This window comes from Oricola indica (assembly GCF_965227485.1).
GTDB lineage: Bacteria > Pseudomonadota > Alphaproteobacteria > Rhizobiales > Rhizobiaceae > Oricola > Oricola indica.
On sequence record NZ_OZ245747.1, the window covers coordinates 4,915,159 to 4,931,359 of the forward strand.

At 64.6% G+C, this 16,201-nt stretch carries 19 protein-coding genes; 9 read left to right on the forward strand and 10 right to left on the reverse strand.

Going from position 1 to position 16,201, the window contains the following annotated elements:
* Nucleotides 1-25 precede the first annotated feature (25 nt).
* From rimI to lptC, 10 genes are all read right to left on the reverse strand, one after another.
* Nucleotides 26-523 carry a ribosomal protein S18-alanine N-acetyltransferase gene (gene rimI, locus ACQK2M_RS24280; protein ID WP_425419931.1) on the reverse strand — a complete coding sequence of 166 codons (498 nt, stop codon included), beginning with the start codon at nucleotides 521-523 and terminating at the stop codon, nucleotides 26-28.
* The gene (tsaB, locus tag ACQK2M_RS24285) at nucleotides 520-1,200 is read right to left on the reverse strand and encodes a tRNA (adenosine(37)-N6)-threonylcarbamoyltransferase complex dimerization subunit type 1 TsaB (RefSeq protein ID WP_425419932.1); all 681 of its coding nucleotides are present in this window, start codon (nucleotides 1,198-1,200) and stop codon (nucleotides 520-522) included. Before tsaB ends, rimI begins: the two co-directional genes overlap by 4 nt.
* Before the next feature lie 57 nt (nucleotides 1,201-1,257).
* Complete coding sequence (locus tag ACQK2M_RS24290; RefSeq protein WP_425419933.1) at nucleotides 1,258-2,133, reverse strand: SMP-30/gluconolactonase/LRE family protein; 876 nt, start codon at nucleotides 2,131-2,133, stop codon at nucleotides 1,258-1,260.
* Nucleotides 2,134-2,167: 34 nt separating this feature from the next.
* The gene (locus tag ACQK2M_RS24295) at nucleotides 2,168-2,926 is read right to left on the reverse strand and encodes an SDR family NAD(P)-dependent oxidoreductase (RefSeq protein WP_425419934.1); all 759 of its coding nucleotides are present in this window, start codon (nucleotides 2,924-2,926) and stop codon (nucleotides 2,168-2,170) included.
* A gap of 105 nt (nucleotides 2,927-3,031) precedes the next feature.
* The gene (gene ptsN / locus ACQK2M_RS24300; RefSeq protein WP_223479160.1) at nucleotides 3,032-3,496 is read right to left on the reverse strand and encodes a PTS IIA-like nitrogen regulatory protein PtsN; all 465 of its coding nucleotides are present in this window, start codon (nucleotides 3,494-3,496) and stop codon (nucleotides 3,032-3,034) included.
* Nucleotides 3,497-3,563: 67 nt separating this feature from the next.
* Nucleotides 3,564-4,145 (reverse strand): ribosome hibernation-promoting factor, HPF/YfiA family, encoded by a 582-nt coding sequence (gene hpf / locus ACQK2M_RS24305; RefSeq protein ID WP_223479167.1) that lies wholly within the window; start codon nucleotides 4,143-4,145, stop codon nucleotides 3,564-3,566.
* Between the two features lie 128 nt (nucleotides 4,146-4,273).
* Nucleotides 4,274-5,812, reverse strand: a complete 1,539-nt coding sequence (gene rpoN, locus ACQK2M_RS24310) for an RNA polymerase factor sigma-54 (protein WP_425419935.1) — start codon at nucleotides 5,810-5,812, stop codon at nucleotides 4,274-4,276.
* 90 nt (nucleotides 5,813-5,902) lie between these two features.
* Complete coding sequence (gene lptB, locus ACQK2M_RS24315) at nucleotides 5,903-6,679, reverse strand: LPS export ABC transporter ATP-binding protein (RefSeq protein ID WP_223479248.1); 777 nt, start codon at nucleotides 6,677-6,679, stop codon at nucleotides 5,903-5,905.
* Between the two features lie 89 nt (nucleotides 6,680-6,768).
* Nucleotides 6,769-7,335 carry an LptA/OstA family protein gene (locus ACQK2M_RS24320; protein WP_425419936.1) on the reverse strand — a complete coding sequence of 189 codons (567 nt, stop codon included), beginning with the start codon at nucleotides 7,333-7,335 and terminating at the stop codon, nucleotides 6,769-6,771.
* A 2-nt stretch (nucleotides 7,336-7,337) separates the two neighbouring features.
* Nucleotides 7,338-8,057 (reverse strand): LPS export ABC transporter periplasmic protein LptC, encoded by a 720-nt coding sequence (gene lptC, locus ACQK2M_RS24325; RefSeq protein WP_425419937.1) that lies wholly within the window; start codon nucleotides 8,055-8,057, stop codon nucleotides 7,338-7,340.
* Between the two features lie 71 nt (nucleotides 8,058-8,128).
* Between lptC and sppA the strand changes: the two genes are divergently transcribed.
* The 9 genes from sppA to ACQK2M_RS24370 all read left to right on the forward strand — a co-directional run bounded on the left by sppA (nucleotide 8,129) and on the right by ACQK2M_RS24370 (nucleotide 16,113).
* Nucleotides 8,129-9,142 (forward strand): signal peptide peptidase SppA, encoded by a 1,014-nt coding sequence (gene sppA / locus ACQK2M_RS24330; RefSeq protein WP_425419938.1) that lies wholly within the window; start codon nucleotides 8,129-8,131, stop codon nucleotides 9,140-9,142.
* Nucleotides 9,143-9,175: 33 nt separating this feature from the next.
* Nucleotides 9,176-9,454, forward strand: coding sequence for an integration host factor subunit beta (locus tag ACQK2M_RS24335; protein WP_223479171.1), 279 nt, complete (start codon nucleotides 9,176-9,178; stop codon nucleotides 9,452-9,454).
* Between the two features lie 54 nt (nucleotides 9,455-9,508).
* On the forward strand, nucleotides 9,509-9,853 hold the full coding sequence (locus ACQK2M_RS24340) for a LapA family protein (protein WP_425419939.1): 345 nt from the start codon (nucleotides 9,509-9,511) through the stop codon (nucleotides 9,851-9,853).
* 10 nt (nucleotides 9,854-9,863) lie between these two features.
* A complete protein-coding gene (locus ACQK2M_RS24345; RefSeq protein ID WP_425419940.1) occupies nucleotides 9,864-10,811 on the forward strand; it encodes an ornithine cyclodeaminase family protein in 948 nt (315 codons plus the stop codon).
* 94 nt (nucleotides 10,812-10,905) lie between these two features.
* On the forward strand, nucleotides 10,906-12,003 hold the full coding sequence (locus ACQK2M_RS24350) for a class I SAM-dependent methyltransferase (RefSeq protein WP_425419941.1): 1,098 nt from the start codon (nucleotides 10,906-10,908) through the stop codon (nucleotides 12,001-12,003).
* On the forward strand, nucleotides 12,000-12,848 hold the full coding sequence (locus ACQK2M_RS24355) for a TrmH family RNA methyltransferase (protein ID WP_425419942.1): 849 nt from the start codon (nucleotides 12,000-12,002) through the stop codon (nucleotides 12,846-12,848). Before ACQK2M_RS24350 ends, ACQK2M_RS24355 begins: the two co-directional genes overlap by 4 nt.
* Nucleotides 12,845-13,330 carry a signal peptidase II gene (gene lspA / locus ACQK2M_RS24360; RefSeq protein WP_223479176.1) on the forward strand — a complete coding sequence of 162 codons (486 nt, stop codon included), beginning with the start codon at nucleotides 12,845-12,847 and terminating at the stop codon, nucleotides 13,328-13,330. The genes ACQK2M_RS24355 and lspA overlap by 4 nt, the downstream gene beginning before the upstream one ends.
* 32 nt (nucleotides 13,331-13,362) lie before the next feature.
* A complete protein-coding gene (locus ACQK2M_RS24365; protein ID WP_425419943.1) occupies nucleotides 13,363-14,358 on the forward strand; it encodes an MDR family oxidoreductase in 996 nt (331 codons plus the stop codon).
* Between the two features lie 90 nt (nucleotides 14,359-14,448).
* Nucleotides 14,449-16,113: a response regulator gene (locus tag ACQK2M_RS24370; RefSeq protein WP_425419944.1), complete on the forward strand. Its 1,665-nt coding sequence runs from the start codon at nucleotides 14,449-14,451 to the stop codon at nucleotides 16,111-16,113.
* The last annotated feature ends 88 nt before the right edge of the window (nucleotides 16,114-16,201 follow it).

Sequence of the window (16,201 nt, forward strand, 5' to 3'; positions counted from 1 at the left end):
CACCCGGTTTCGCGATGCGCGGTAGCTAACGAAGATCGCGGCGCATGACAAGCGCGGCGGTCCGGCGGCCGGCCTTGTCGCGGTAGTAGTCCGGGCGGCCGCCGACCTGGAAAAATCCGAGCTTGCGGTAGAGGGCGATGGCCGGCGCATTGGTCTCGTCGACCTCGAGAAACACCGACTCGATGCGCTCGCCATGCGCCTTGCGCAGCACCGCGTCCATCAGCTTGCGACCGAGGCCGTGGCCCTGCCAGTCGGGCGCGACCGTTATGGTGAGAATTTCGGCTTCGCCGGCCGCGCCGCGCGCCAGCACGAAACCGAGGACCTTCGATTTACCCCAGGTCAGTTCGCGCGCGACGAATCCGAACACGGTCTGCTGGCCGAGCATGTCGTGGAATTCGCCGTCGGTCCATGGCCGCGAGAAGGAGACCGCGTGCAGGTCGGCCATGTGCCGGGTATGCGAGATGTCGAGGGGATCGACGACGACGTCGATCGGCCAGAGGCGGCCGAGGAACGGCCATCTCATGACGCCGCGCTCCCGTCTGTCGCCGGGGCGCGCGGCAGGGCAAAGCCGGCCTGTGTCTTGGCGTCGGCACCGCGCAGATAGAGCGGAACGGGCGCGCGATTCGACGCGACCGCCAGCCGGGCGACGGTTTCGACCGAGCCGGTGGCGCGGTCCGCAAGGAGCAGCGCCCGGTCCCCCGCGAGCGCGGCGGCGGCGTTTCCGGCGAGGAATGACACGGAGGCAGGGAGCACGGCCGGAACATCCTCCTCCGCGACAGCTGCCGGCTCGCCAAGTGGCATGCCTGCCGCATCGAAGGATTGCATGAAGATCTGGCCGCGTCCGCCGCGAACCGCAACGGTGACCGGGCCGTTTGCCTGCGCCTGAGCGTCGGCGGCGAGCGCTTCCAGCGTCGTGACACCCGAAACGGGGCATCCGAGCGCAAGGCCGAAACCGCGTGCGGTTGCGACACCGACGCGAATGCCGGTGAAGGAACCCGGTCCGACCGCGACGCCGATGCGGCCGAGATCGGCGTAATCGATGCCGGCGGACTGGATCACGCCTTCAACGACTTCCATCAGCTGCTCCGCATGGCCGCGGCCGATATCGCGTTCCTCTTTCGCCAGAACGCGGTCCGCCGCGGTGTCGAAGACACAGGCAGAGCAGAAATTGGCAGCGGTATCGATGGCGAGCGTCAGCATCCGGACTGGTTATTCAAGCCAGGCACGGACCGCAAGCCGCACGTCGCCGCGCGGTCATCACAGTTCGGCGAATGCGACGGCCGGTTCGAATTTGGGGCGAACATCGGTCCTGACGAGGAAGGTCTTGCCGGCATGCGGATCGGCGGCGCGGGCGGCGGCGTCGAGTGTCTGCCAGGCCGAGGTCACCGCGATCAGACCATCGCCGACAAAAGCCGGACACGTGACCTGAACGGCCAGCATGTCGATCGTCAGGAGGCGGCTTCCATCCGGATCGTAGCAATCGAGCGCGCCGGCGCCGTAGCGCGTGTTCCAGATCCGGCCGTCGGCGTCGGTGGCGGCCCCGTCGAGCCCGCCCTTTCCGGCGGAATGATCGTGAATGATTTCCGGTTCTCCCGCCAGCGCTCCGGTCGCGGGATCGACCGCGACTCTCATGAGCCTGTTGATCTGCGTATCGGTGAAAAAAGCAGTCGCGCCATCGGGTGAAAAGCAGATCGCATTGGGGATGGTGACCCGGTCGTAGAGCTTTTCGACAGTGCCGCGGAAATAGCGATAGATCGCGCCCGCGCCGTCCTCGGCCTTCTTGCCCATCGTGCCGAACCAGAATGCGCCCGACCGATGCAGCCGCGCGTCGTTCGACCGGGTGACGGGGTTGTCGGCCTCGACGGCGACATGCGGCGTCAGCGCGCCGGTGGCGTTGTCGAGAACATGCAGGCCGGTTTCCGTCAGGATGAGGTCGCGTCCGGCGTCGATCACGGCCATCGCGCTCGCCATTTCCGGCAGATCGAGCACGCTTTGCTCCTGGCTCGGCAGATGCAGCGCGTAGCGCCTGCATTCGGTGATGTCGAACCAGAAGAGGGTCTCGCGGGAGGGATCGTAGGCCGGCCCCTCGCCGAGGCGGCAGGGCGTTTCGGACAGGATGGTGACGTCGTTCATCGTGCGGGACCTCCGGCTTCGGCCCGGGTCGCGGTCACTGGATGCCTCCATCGGCGACCAGGACCTGTGCGGTCACCATGCGCGCGGCATTCGATGCGAGAAACAGGCATGGGCCGACCATGTGCTCCGGCTGGATCGGCTCCGGGATGCATTGCCGTCCGATCATCTCCGCAAGGCCTTCCTCGGTAACCCAGAGCTCCTTCTGGCGCTCCGTCATGACCCAGCCGGGGGCAATGGCGTTGACCCGGATATTGTCCGGGCCGAGCTTGCCAGCCATGCCCTTGGTCAACCCGACAATGCCCGCCTTGGCGGTCGTGTAGGCGGGCATGTTGCCGATATTGAGCATGTAGGAGGTCGAGGTGAAGTTGACGATGGCTCCGCCGCCCGCCGCGCGCATGCCCGGCACCACGGCCTGTATCGTGAAGAAGTGGGGCCGCAGATTGACCGCGAGATTGTTCTCCCAATAGGCCTCGTCGACATCTTCGATCTCGTGGCGGTCGTCGAGCGCGGCGTTGTTGACGAGGACCGTTATGGGGCCATGCGCCGAGGCCGCCTTGTCAACCGCAGTGCGCAAGGCGGCGATGTCGCGCAGATCGGCTTTCAGGAAGAGCGGCGTGTGCGCCACATCCCCGTCGAGCCGCCCGACCAATGCCTTGGACTCCTTGTCCGCGATGTCGATGAAGGCGACCTTCGCGCCCTGACGGGCGAACCCCTCCGTCAGCGCCGCGCCGATGCCCGACCCGCCGCCGGTTATCAGGACCGATGCCCCCTCAAGTTCCTCGTAGACCGGCATCGCTTCCTCCCTTCAACGACTGATCACGGCCCGTCCACGGCAGCGAACGGAAGCCCGAAAATGCAGTTATCACAGATGGATCGGCAAGCGAAACCGCGTGCCGGATCAGGCCGCGTTGGAGGCCCGTTCCTCGGTGAGGAAGGCGTAGAGTGCCTCGGCATCGGACGTCGCGCGCAATTTGCCGATCCGTACGGGATCGCGCAGCACGCGGGCGATCCGCGACAATGCCTTGAGATGGTCGGCGCCGGCACTTTCCGGCGCCAACAGGAGGAAGACGATATCCACAGGCTGATCGTCGAGCGCCTCGAATTCGATCGGCGAATGCAGCCGCGCGAACACGCCTGCGATCCGGTCGAAATCGGGGAACTTGCCATGCGGAATGGCGATCCCCTTGCCGACACCGGTCGATCCCAGGCGCTCGCGTTGCAGAATTGTGTCAAAGACGGCGCGTGCGGAAAGGCCGGTGACTTCCGACGCCTTTTCCGCAATCGCCTGGAGAAGCTGTTTCTTGGAGCTCACCCGCAAATCCGGGACTATCGCTTCCTGCGAGACAATATCACCAAGGTTCATTCATCAATCCTTGCGGACAATCCGAGCCCTGTCACGCGCCAAGGCGGCGCGTTTCGAACAAATGCGACTATGATTGCTTGATCGAGCCCGGGTCTATCCAGCCAATGTTTCCGTCGGCACGGCGGTAAACGAGATTGACATCGCCGCTGCCTGCATTGCGGAACACATATACCGGGTTGTCCTGCAGGTCCAGTTGCAATACCGCAGAAGACACAGTCAAAGTTGACAGTTGCATCGAGGTCTCGGCGACAACGACCGGCGCGTAGTCGTCCGGAACGGTCTCCTCTTCGGTCTCGGGCAATGCTTCGAGGACGCGATAGGCGTATTCCTCGTTGCGCTGGGCCGCTTCCTCGGTGTGGTGGTTCTTCAGGCGGCGCTTGTAGCGGCGCAGGCGCTTTTCGATGCGCTCGGCGGCAGCGTCGAAGCTGGCCTGCGGCTCCTGAGCCTCACCGGTGGCCTGGAGGACGACGCCGGAATCCAGATGCAGCATGCAGTCGGTGGTGAACCGCGTGCCGGACTTTTCCACAGTCACGTGACCGTTTGCGCCGCGGTCGAAATATTTGGAGAGCGCCTCGTCGATGCGATCTTCGATACGCTCGCGAAACGCGTCGCCGATATCCATGTGCTTTCCCGAAACGCGCAGACCCATTTGCCACTCCTTGTGTTTATATTTTGGGGCGGGGGTCGCCCAAACCACAGATTGGGCGAAAGATGCAAGGCTGTGAAGGTGGGTAAAGGGAAAAATGACGCCGCGCCAGTCGCGCGGCTCCTCCTCCGTCAGCCATTCGCGACGGCAAGCGCCCGCTTTTCTCGACGCCGCTGCACGGATGAGGCGATATTCATGCCTTCGCGGTATTTCGCGACAGTTCGTCGCGCTATGTCGACCCCCTCCTTCTTGAGCATGGTCACAAGCGTATCATCCGACAGGACCGCATCCGCGGTCTCGCGGTCGATCAACGCGCGAATGCGCTGGCGCACGGATTCGGACGAATGACCGTCCTCGCCGCCATTGCTGGCGGCGATCGCGACCGTGAAGAAGTAACGGAATTCCAGCATGCCGCGCGGGGTCAGCATGAACTTGTTGGCGCTGACACGGCTGACAGTGGATTCGTGCATGCCGATCGCATCGGCGACGATTTTCATCGTCATCGGCTTCAGCGCGCTGACCCCATGGACGAAGAACCCGTCCTGCTGGCGCACGATCTCGGTCGCGACCTTGAGGATGGTGGTGGCGCGCTGGTCCAGGCTGCGTTCGAGCCATGTCGCATTCTGGAGGCATTCGCTCATAAAGAGCTTTTCGTCCGGAGAAAGGCTGGAGCGGGAAACTTTCGAATAATAGTCCCGATCGACGAGCACGCGCGGCAACGCGTCGGGATTGAGTTCGATGTGCCAGTTCTGGTCGGCGCCTTCGCGGACTTCGACGTCATAGATGATCGCCTCCATGCCCGAGGAATCGAAGGCGAGACCGGGACGCGGATCGAGCGTGCGGATTTCGGCCAGCATGTCGATCAGGTCGCCCTCATCGACGCCGCAAATCCGCGACAACGCCTTGAAATCGCGCCGGGCGAGCAGCGGCAGATTTTCGAGCAGGGTCGCCATGGCCGGATCGAGGCGGTCCATCCGGCGCAGTTGCAGCGCCAGGCACTCGGCGAGATCGCGGGCGAAAACGCCGGGAGGATCCATCTCCTGCAACGCGCCGAGAACGGCATCGGCGTCCTCGCGCTCGCAGCCGATGCGCGCCGAAAGTTCGTCGAGATCGGTGTCGAGATAGCCGTTCGGATCGAGCGCATCGACCAGTTCGTGGGCGATGAGGCGGTCGGGGGCGGTGCGCAAGGTCATGCTGATCTGCTCGATCAGGTGATCGCGCAATGTCAAATCTCCGGCGACGATCGCCTCAAGGTCGAAATCGGTGTCCGGTCTCCCGATAACATCCGATCCCGAGCGGCCGGGCATCGCGCCAGACGGGGACTGTTTGTTTTCGGCATGGCCGGGATCATCTGGAAAAACGTTGTCGAGCGAGGTGTCGAGCTTGTCGGCAATCGCGGTCGCGCTGACCTCCAACTGATCCATCGACCAGTCCTGCGACTGCGCGTTCTCCGTCTCGACACCGTTTTCGCGCGTCGGCGCGGGCTCCAGGTCCGGACCGGACTCGTCGTTGCGATTGCGTTCCAGCAACGGATTGATCTCGATCTGCTCCTGCACGAAACGGTCGAGTTCAAGTTGCGTGAATTGCAACAGCCTGATCGACTGAAGAAGCTGCGGCGTCATCACCATCGACTGGCTTTGCCGCAGATTGAGTTTGGCCGATAACGCCATCCCCGATTACCTGACCTTCCAACGCGTCACTCAACTGGCCCGAAAATTGCTTATCGCGAGCCCGCTGTCAAATGCCGAATGTGAAATGCGTTAAAGGGAGAAGCTTTCGCCGAGATACAGACGCCGCACGTCCGGGTTGGCGATGATCTCGTCCGGCGTGCCCTGGGTGAGCACCTTGCCGGCATGGATGATATAGGCGCGATCGATGAGACCGAGGGTTTCACGGACGTTGTGGTCGGTAATGAGTACCCCGATCCCGCGCTGGGTCAAGTGGCGCACAAGCTCCTGAATGTCCGAGACGGCAATCGGATCGACACCGGCGAAGGGTTCGTCGAGCAGCATGAAGGCCGGGTCGGACGCCAGGGCGCGCGCGATCTCGCAGCGCCGCCGCTCGCCGCCCGACAGTGCGATGGAGGGCGCCTTGCGCAGATGCGCGATGGAGAATTCGTCAAGCAGTTCATCCAGCTTGCGCCGGCGCTCCGCGGCGCTCTTCTCGACGACCTCGAGGACGCCCATGATATTCTTCTCGACCGTCAGGCCGCGAAAGATCGATGCTTCCTGCGGCAGGTAGCCGATGCCGAGGCGCGCACGCTGATACATGGGCATGCCGGTGACGTCGTTGCCGTCGATCAGGATCTGGCCGGAATCGACAGGGACAAGGCCGGTCACCATGTAGAAGCAGGTCGTCTTGCCGGCGCCGTTGGGGCCGAGCAGGCCGACCGATTCGCCGGCGCGCACGCCCATCGTCGCGCCATCGACGACCCTGCGGCCGCGATAGCTCTTCGACAGGCCGCGCGCGACGAGCGTGCCAAGCATGCGGTCGGATCCGGCCGGCACGTCTTCGACGTCGAGCGGCTTGTCCGACATGCCAGCGACCGTTTGCACTCCGTCACCGCGGAAACGCCCCTTGGCATCGCGCCTGCGGAAGAGATCGAGCACTGACACCGGCGGCGCCCCTAGTTGCCCTGGAGCGAACGCGGCTGGAGCAGGATGGTTGGCCGGCTGCCGGCGTCGCCACAGCCCTGCAGGGTCGCTCGCCCCGACTGCATCGCGACTGTGAGCTTGCAGCCGGTCGCGACATTGCCGCTGTCCGACAGGGTCACCTGTTTTCCGGACAGGACGAGGACCTGGCTCGCCATATCGAACACGCCGGAATCGCCGGTGGCAACCTGCGTGCCGGACTGGATGTTGACGCCGCCCGACGCCTCGAGCTTCTCGATCTGCGAGCCGCCGGAGGTCAGCGATCCGCCCGACGCGCCCGCGGCGTAATGGATGACGAGCCTGCCGGTGCGCAGGACGGTGTCGTCCTGGGCGACGCGGACATTGCCGCTGAACACGGCGCGGCCCTGGTCTTCCAGCACCTCCAGCTTGTCGCCCTCGATCTGAACGGGACGGCTGCTGTCGATGCGCAGGCCGGTTGCACTGCTGGATTGGCTCCATGCGGCATTCGGCAGGCCGAGCGATGCTGCGAGCAGCGACGCGGCCAAGACGGCTGCCCGGCGCAAGGAGGGCTTGGTTGTCATGGTCATTCCCCTGTCTGTGCGCCGGCGTTGCCGGACGACTGCCCAAGCCTGCCCGCAGGCTGGAACTCGTCCGGCTGTATCACAAGTTTGACGCGGCTTTCAAAGACCAAACGCTTGCCATTGTTCTCCACGGTGAGGCGGTCCGCCTCGATGGAGGCGCCCTGCGTGGTGATGCGCACGGGATCGGGCGTGGTAAGACTGCCCGAGGCGATGTCGATATCGGCGGTGTCCATTTCGACCGTCGTGCCGTCGGTCGTCACGACGGTGATCGAATCGCGCATGGTTATCCGGTTCGCGTCGGAATCGTAGGTTCCGGCATTGGCGGAGATTCGCGCGCTCACCGTATCGTCGATCGGCACGCTGGCCTGCAGGCGCTCGAGATCGATCACGTCGCTGCCGGTGAGGTCCTGGATGGCGCGTGCGGCGCTGACCGAATAGGGCCGGTTCTCGGATGTCCGTCCGTCGAGCTTGGGATTGCTCATGACGAGCTTGCCGCCGCGAATCGCCGTTGAGGCGACATCGATGCCGGCGCCCGGCGCAATCCTGGAAATCCAGATCGCACCGATTACCACAACGAGTACGACACCCCCGATGATCGGCAGGGCGCGCTTCGCCTTGCGCACGCGACCGGAATGGGACCGGGCGACGCGATAGGCGCGCTGACGGGCCGCGTTCGGCGCGACGGCCGCGTCGCGGCTTCCCGATTTCCCGTCATGATACATCAAATGATCTCGCCAAGCCGCGCATGCGCGCTTATGTTGATTCCCGGATCGGCCCAAGAAGTGGCGATCCGATGGCAAAACGCAAGCCCGCGGCCTTTTATCGCCGCCACGAGCAGATTTCCGGGAGTATCATGTCCGACCTTTCCGCCGATGACATCATCGACCGCAGGCGTTTGCGGCGAAAACTGACATTCTGGCGTGTCGCTGCGGTCATCGTCGCGATCGCCGCCCTGTTCGCCATCGCATGGTCGTCGATGCCCGACGAGCGTTTTGGGGCCAAATCGCGCCCGCATGTCGCGAAAATCAGCATTGCCGGCACGATCCTGGAGGACGAGGACCTGCTCGACCTGATCGAGAAAGCCGGCGAAAGCGAAGCGGTGAAGGGCGTGATCCTGGCGGTCGATTCGCCCGGGGGCACGACGGCGGGCGGCGAAGCGATCTTCGAAGCGGTGCGCAAGCTCGCGGCGGAGAAACCGGTCGTCAGCCAGGTCGGAACGGTCGCCGCTTCCGCCGGTTACATGATCGCGTCGGCCGGCGACCATATCGTCGCGCGCAAGACCTCCATCATCGGGTCGATCGGCGTTCTCGTGCAATATCCGAACTTCGCCGAGATGCTGGACAATCTCGGCATCGACGTGCGCACCATCAAGTCGAGCCCGCTGAAAGCCGAACCGGGTATGTTCGACACCCCGCCACCGGGCGCGGAGGAGATGATGCGGCGGATGGTGCTCGACAGCTATGAGTGGTTCAAAGACCTTGTAAAAGACCGCCGGGGACTAACCGAATCCGAAATCACAGCGCTTGCCGACGGGTCCGTCTTCACGGGACGCCAGGCGCTGGAGCGCAAGCTCGTGGACGGGCTCGGCGGCGAGGAAACAGCGCAGGAATGGCTGGAATCCAAGGGGGTCGCGGAGGATCTCGACATCATCGAATGGCAGAAAGGCCAGCCGGCGACCGATCTCTTCTGGGCGCGCGCCGCGATGGAATGGATTGGATTCGACTTCGCAAAAAAATCTGCCGTCGATGCGATCGCCGACCGGGTACTGCTTGACGGTCTTGTCTCCGTTTGGCACGTTGGTTCGTGAATGCCGGCATGTCCACCGGACGGAGGGGCCGCCTTGATAAAATCCGAACTCGTACAGATCATCGCCAACAGGAACCCACACCTGTTCCAGCGCGACGTGGAAAATATCGTCAATGCGGTGTTCGACGAGATCACCGACAGCCTGTCGCAGGGCAATCGCGTGGAACTGCGCGGATTTGGCGCATTCTCGGTCAAGAACCGGCCGGCGCGCGAAGGCCGCAACCCGAGAACCGGGGAAAAGGTCTCCGTCGAAGAAAAATGGGTGCCCTTTTTCAAGACGGGCAAGGAACTGCGCGAGCGTCTCAACAAGTAACCGAAGCGTGGCCGGGCTTGACAGCAAGCCTCGCGTGCTGGAGTTGATGGACCCATGATCCGGCGGCTGATTTCGATCTTCATCACCATTCCGCTGGCGGTCGTGCTGATTGCGCTCGCCGTCGCCAATCGCGGCTCCGCGCCGCTGCGTTTCGACGTCTTCAATCCCGACAATCCGGCCCTGACCGTGAACGCGCCGATGTTCATCTGGCTGTTCGGGGCGGTCGCCATCGGCGTGATCGCGGGCGGCGTCGGCGCCTGGTTCGCCCAAGGCAAGCACCGCAAGATGGAGCGGCGCTACAAGAAGGAAGCCGACAGCCTGCGTTACGAGGTCGAAGGCCAGAAACGCCAATCCGACACCGAGACCGCGACCGGCCGGTCTCTCGTGATGTCCCGCTAACGAGCATTTCATGCATTTCATTTCTGCCGACGATCTCGACCGGCTCTATACGTTTCCCGCCGTCATCGACGCGCTGGGCGCGGCGTTCGCGGCCGGTGTGAACGCACCGCTTCGCCATCACCACACGATCGAACACGAGGGCGGCTTGGACCAGACCCTCCTGCTGATGCCGGCCTGGAGCAAGGCCGTCACGGAAGGCCATATCGGCGTCAAGATCGCGACGGTCACGCCCGACAACGGCAAACTGTCCCTGCCCGCCGTGATGGCGTCCTACATTCTCATGGACGGCAAGACCGGCGCGCCGCAGGCTCTGATCGACGGCACGCGGCTGACCTTGTGGCGCACCTCCTGCGCCTCGGGTCTCGCGGCGCGGTATCTCGCCCCGTCCTCGCCGGAGACGCTGCTGGTCGTCGGCGCCGGCGAACTGGCGCCGTTTCTGGCGCGCGCCCATGCCAGCGTGCGCGACTACAAGCGCATCGTCGTGTGGAACCGCTCCGCCGGCAATGCCGAGAAACTCGCCGCATCGCTCATCGAGGACGGGTTCGACGCCAGCGCGACGACCGATCTCGACGATGCCGTCGGCAAGGCGGACACGATCACCGCCGCGACGCTTTCCCCGGTTCCGCTGATCAAGGGCGAATTGCTGAAGCCCGGTACCCATGTCGATCTCGTCGGTGCGTTCACGCCGAAGATGCGCGAGAGCGACGATGACTGCATTCGCCGTGCTTCCGTTTTCGTCGACACGATCGAGGGCGCGAGCAAGGAGGGCGGGGACATCGTCCAGCCGATCGCCGCCGGGGTCATGACGGTCGACGATATCCGCGCCGACCTCCACGCGCTGACCACCGGGGCGCATTCCGGCCGGGCCTCCGACGATGAGATCACGCTGTTCAAATCGACCGGCGCGGCACTGGAAGACCTCGCCGCCGCGATCCTCGCGGCGGAACTGGCGGCGTAACAGGCCCGACAAGGCGCGTGCATGGCGTTCCCGCATCTTGGAATTGCGCCACGATTGCGCCATAGACTGCGCCATTGACGCGAGAGCCCGATCCTTGGCGAAGAACGATCCGAAGAAAAAGAACAAGTCCAGGCCTCGGCCCAGTTCCGCCGCGCCAGCGCAGCGCCGGGACGGCGACGGCCGCCAAGGCGGATTCCGGCCCCGCCCGAAACATGCCCAGCCGACCGCGAAGACCGAAGCCGCGCCACCTCGCCCGGCCAGGACGCAGCGCAGCGGCGCTGTTCCGCGCGGCGAAGCGCCGGTGATCCTGGAGACGTTGCCGGATGCGGATTATGCCCTGATCGACTGCGGCGACGGCGAAAAGCTGGAGCGGTACGGTCCTTACCGCATCGTGCGCCCGGAGGCGCAGGCGATCTGGGCGAAGAAACTGCCGCGCGCGGAATGGGACAAGGCGGACGCCGTCTTCACCGGCGATACGGACGAGGAAGGGCTTGGCCGCTGGCGCTTTCCGGGTCAGCAACTCGGCGAGACATGGGAAATGGCGTTTGACGGCATTCCCTATTTCGGCCGCTTCACCTCGTTTCGCCATGTCGGGGTGTTTCCCGAGCAGGCGGCGCACTGGCGCGACATGGCGGATCGGATCGCCGCAGCGGACCGGCAGCTCAAGGTGCTCAACCTGTTCGGCTATACCGGGGTGGCCTCGCTGGTCGCGGCGAAAGCCGGCGCGCATGTGACCCATGTTGACGCGTCTAAAAAGGCGATCACCTGGGCACGCGAAAACCAGGACCTCGCCAAGCTTTCCGACCGGCCGATCCGCTGGATCTGCGAGGACGCGCTGAAATTCGTTCAGCGCGAGGCACGGCGCGGCAATTCCTACGACATCATCCTGCTCGATCCGCCCGCCTATGGGCGCGGACCGGCCGGCGAAGTCTGGCAGTTGTTCGACAATTTGCCGGAGATGCTCGACACCTGCCGCGACATTCTCTCGAAAGATGCGGTGATGATGACGCTGACGGCCTACGCCATCCGCGCCTCCTTTTTCGCCATGCACGAGATGATGCGCGACGTCTTCACCGGTTATGGCCGGGCGGGGCTGATCCAGTCGGGCGAACTCATCCTGCGCGAGGACGCCGGCGACAGGGCCCTGTCGACATCGCTCTACAGCCGCTGGATCGCCGGAGACGCCCCATGAGTTCGTCCGTGCGCGCACCGGGCCGGGTGAAGGAGATCACCAGCCTCGCCAACCCGATCATCAAGGATATCCGGCTGCTGGAAAAGAAGCGGTACCGCGACGAAACCGGGCTTTTCCTCGCCGAGGGCATGAAGCTCGTCATCGACGCCATCGAATCGGGTTGGGCAATCCGCACGCTGATCTATGCGAAGGCCGGCAAAGGGTCGGACACCGTCGAGGCGCTCGCCGTGCGCTGCCTGGCGCATGGCGCGGATGTGCTGATCGTTTCCGAAAAGGTGCTCGGCGCGATCGCGCGGCGCGACAATCCGCAGATGGTCATGGGCGTCTTCGAGCAGCGCTGGACCGCGCCGGCGGCGATCAGGCCGGGCGGTAACGACACATGGATCGCGCTCGACCGGGTTCGCGATCCGGGAAATCTCGGCACGATCATCCGCACCGCCGACGCGGCCGGCGCGAAGGGCGTCATCCTTGTCGGCCAGACGACCGACCCCTTCGCCACTGAGACCGCACGGGCGACGATGGGTTCCGTGTTCGCGATGCCGCTTTGCCGGATGAGCGAGGCCGATTTCATCACCTTCGCCAAATCATGGCCCGGCATGGTCGCCGGCACGCATCTGAAGGGCGCGGTCGATTACCGCAAACCCGACTATGCAAGCGATCCGGTTCTCCTCGTCATGGGCAACGAGCAGGCGGGCATGACCGCCGAACTGGCGGACGCTTGCACGCAACTGATCAAGATCCCGCAGGCAGGACGGGCCGATTCGCTCAATCTGGCGATCGCGACCGGTGTCGCGCTGTTCGAGATCCGCCGGCACGCGCTGACCTTCGACGGAGACGACGCATGAAGAGCCTTCTGCCGGCCGCGACCGCGATCGGGCTGGTCGCCGCCGCCGACCGCATATCCAAGCTGCTCGTCGAGCAGAACATGGCCTATCAGGAAAAGATCGACCTGCTGCCGTTCTTCGCGCTCTACCGGACACACAATGAGGGCATCGCCTTTTCGCTGCTGTGGGGTCTGGGGGCGCTGCCCCTGATCGCGATCAGCCTTTTCGTGATCGCCTTCGTGCTGTGGCTGTGGCGCTCCAGCCCGGCCGACCGAATCCTGTCGCATATCGGCTTCGCGCTCGTCATCGGCGGGGCGATCGGGAACCTGATCGACCGCGCGATGTTCGGCTACGTGATCGACTATTTCCTTTTTCACACCTCGTTCTGGTCGTTTGCGGTCTTCAATCTGGCCGATGCGGCGATTACGGTGGGCGCGGGCCTGATCATTCTTGACGAGATCCTGGCCTGGCGGAACGAGAAAGCGGACGGCAAGGCCGACTGAACAGCAAGACCAACCCTGACACGGAGGACGACATGACCGACAGTTTCAAGGCGATCATGATTTCGCGCGACGAGGACAAGAAACAGTCCGTCGGCGTCGAGACGCTGACCATCGACGACCTGATGGACGGCGATGTCGTCGTCAAGGTCGAGGCGACCACGGTCAACTACAAGGACGGGCTGGCGATCACCGGCAAGTCGCCGGTCGTTCGCCACTGGCCGATGATCCCCGGCGTCGACTTCGCCGGCACGGTCGAACAGTCCGACAATCCCGACTGGAAGCCGGGCGACAAGGTGATTCTGAACGGCTGGGGCACCGGCGAGACGCATTACGGCGCCTATGCGGGCAAGTCGCGCGTGAAGGGCGACTGGCTAATCGCGCGGCCCGACAGCATATCGGCGCTGGACGCGATGGCCGTCGGCACGGCGGGCTACACGGCCATGCTGTCGGTCATGGCGCTGGAACGCCACGGTATCACACCGGATCGCGGCCCCGTCGCGGTGACCGGCGCCAATGGCGGCGTCGGATCGGTCGCGATCTCGATCCTCGCCAAGCTCGGCTATCACGTCATCGCCTCGACAGGGCGGATGTCCGAGGAAGGCTTCCTGAAGGATCTCGGCGCTGCCGAAGTGATCGACCGTGCGGAACTCTCCGAACCGGGACGGCCGCTCGGCAAGGAAAGATGGGCGGCGGCGATCGATTCCGTCGGCTCGCACACGCTCGCCAACCTGCTCGCGCAGACGCAATATGGCGGCGCCGTCGCGGCCTGCGGGCTGGCGCAGGGCTTCGACCTGCCGACGACCGTGATGCCTTTCATCCTGCGCGGCGTGTCGCTGCTCGGCATCGATTCGGTGATGGCACCGAAGGCGTTGCGCGAGGAGGCGTGGGCCCGTATCGCGACCGATCTCGACGCCTCGAAGCTTGCCAGCCTGTCGACGACCATCGGCTTCGACGACGTCATCGACACCGCCCATGCGATCCTCGACGGCAAGGTTCGCGGCCGTGTGGTGATCGACATGGCGCGCTGACGAGCGGATCTGGCCATTTCGGCACGGTTCGCGAAAGTTTTAGCAATGTGGGAAACCACGTTCTAACCGCCCAGTGATATCCCGGAGCCCATGGAAAAGGGCTCCTCTCTGGATAAACTCAAACGGGCCGGACAACGGCTCGCCCGCTGGCTTGTGCCGACCGCGCGGACGGCCGACGCGCAGGCGCGCCTGCAGGAGGATCTGCGCGCCATGCGTGCCGCACGCGAGGAAGCGGAGCGCGCGAGCCGCGCCAAGTCGCGATTCCTGGCGATGACCAGCCACGAAATCCGAACGCCGCTCAACGGGATCATCGGTATGGGCAAGCTGCTCGCCGATACCGAACTGACGCCCGAACAGCAGAATTATGTCGAGGCCGTCACCGATTCGAGTGAAGCGCTGCTGACGCTCGTCAACGACCTGATGGAGTTCGCTCGCGTCGAATCCGGCGATCTCGAGCTGCATCCCCAGCAGACGGCGATCGCGCCGCTCGTCAGCGGCGTCGCCGAGTTGCTGTGCGGACGCGCCTACGCCAAGGGTATCGATTTCGGCTACTACTTGGCCCCTGACCTGCCCGTCAGCGCCACTTTCGATCCCGGGCGGCTGCGCCAGGTTCTCACCAACATCATCGGCAATGCGGTCAAGTTCACCGAGATCGGCGGCGTGTCTGTAACGGCCGGCCATCATGAAGGCATGCTGGAAATCGCTGTCGCGGATACCGGCCCCGGCATCGCGGGCGCGGACCAGGCGCGGATATTCAAGGAATTCGAGCAGGCCGCGATCGGGTTCGACCGGCCCCATGAAGGCATCGGCCTCGGCCTCGCTATCTCGCGCAAGATCGTCGAAGCGGCCGGCGGCTCGATTACGCTGGACAGCCGGATTGGCGAGGGTTCGCGCTTCGTCATCCGTTTTCCGGTGGACGATCCGGAAGTCGCTTCACCCTCCCGGACGGATTTGTCCGGACGCGAGGTGGCGATCCTCAGCCCGAACACGGTGGAAGCCGGCCTGCTGCGGCAAGCGCTGCGCGATGCCGGTGCGCGGGTGACGTTGCACTCGACCCGCGACGAGGCGATCACCGCGTGCCGCGAGAGCGGCGGCGACACGATCCTGATTGCCGACAACAGGATCGAGGACGGCGCCGGCACATTTCTCGATTTCGACGGTTTTCCCGCAAGGCTGATCGCGCTTATCGAGGCGGACGACCGCGGATCGACCGGTGCGGAATTCAAGGAGGCGGGACATGCCTTCCTGACCCGGCCGGTGCGTCCGAGCACGCTGCTGCGTGTCGTTTCGAGCCAGGCCGATGCGCCTGCGGATCGGGCGCCGGCCAGGAAAAGCCCCGCCAAACCGGCGCACCCCTCCTCCGGCCTCAACGTACTGGTCGCGGAGGACAATCCCGTCAATGCGCTGCTGACGCTTCGGATGCTGGAGAAACTCGGGCACCGCGTGCACCACGTCGAGAACGGCAAGGCCGCCGTCGAGGCCGTGCGTTCCAATCGCCAGGCTTCGCCCTTCGACATCGTATTGATGGACCTGCACATGCCCGTGATGGACGGTATCGAGGCAATCGCGGCGCTGCGGCGCGAGGAAGACGAAGGCGGCATGACACCGGTTGGAATTATCGCGCTGACGGCGGACGTCCTGCCCGAGACGCATGTGGCTGTCATCAATGCCGGCGCCGACGGTATCCTGACGAAACCCGTCGATCCGGACGAATTCGGTGCGCGGCTCGCCCGTCTCAACAGCAAAGCGGCCTGACGCCCGTTCCTGCCCGCATCTTGTCACCGTCATTCAGTTGTCGCATTAGCTGTCTAGCGAAAACGCAATCGCCGGCCCGACGATTCGG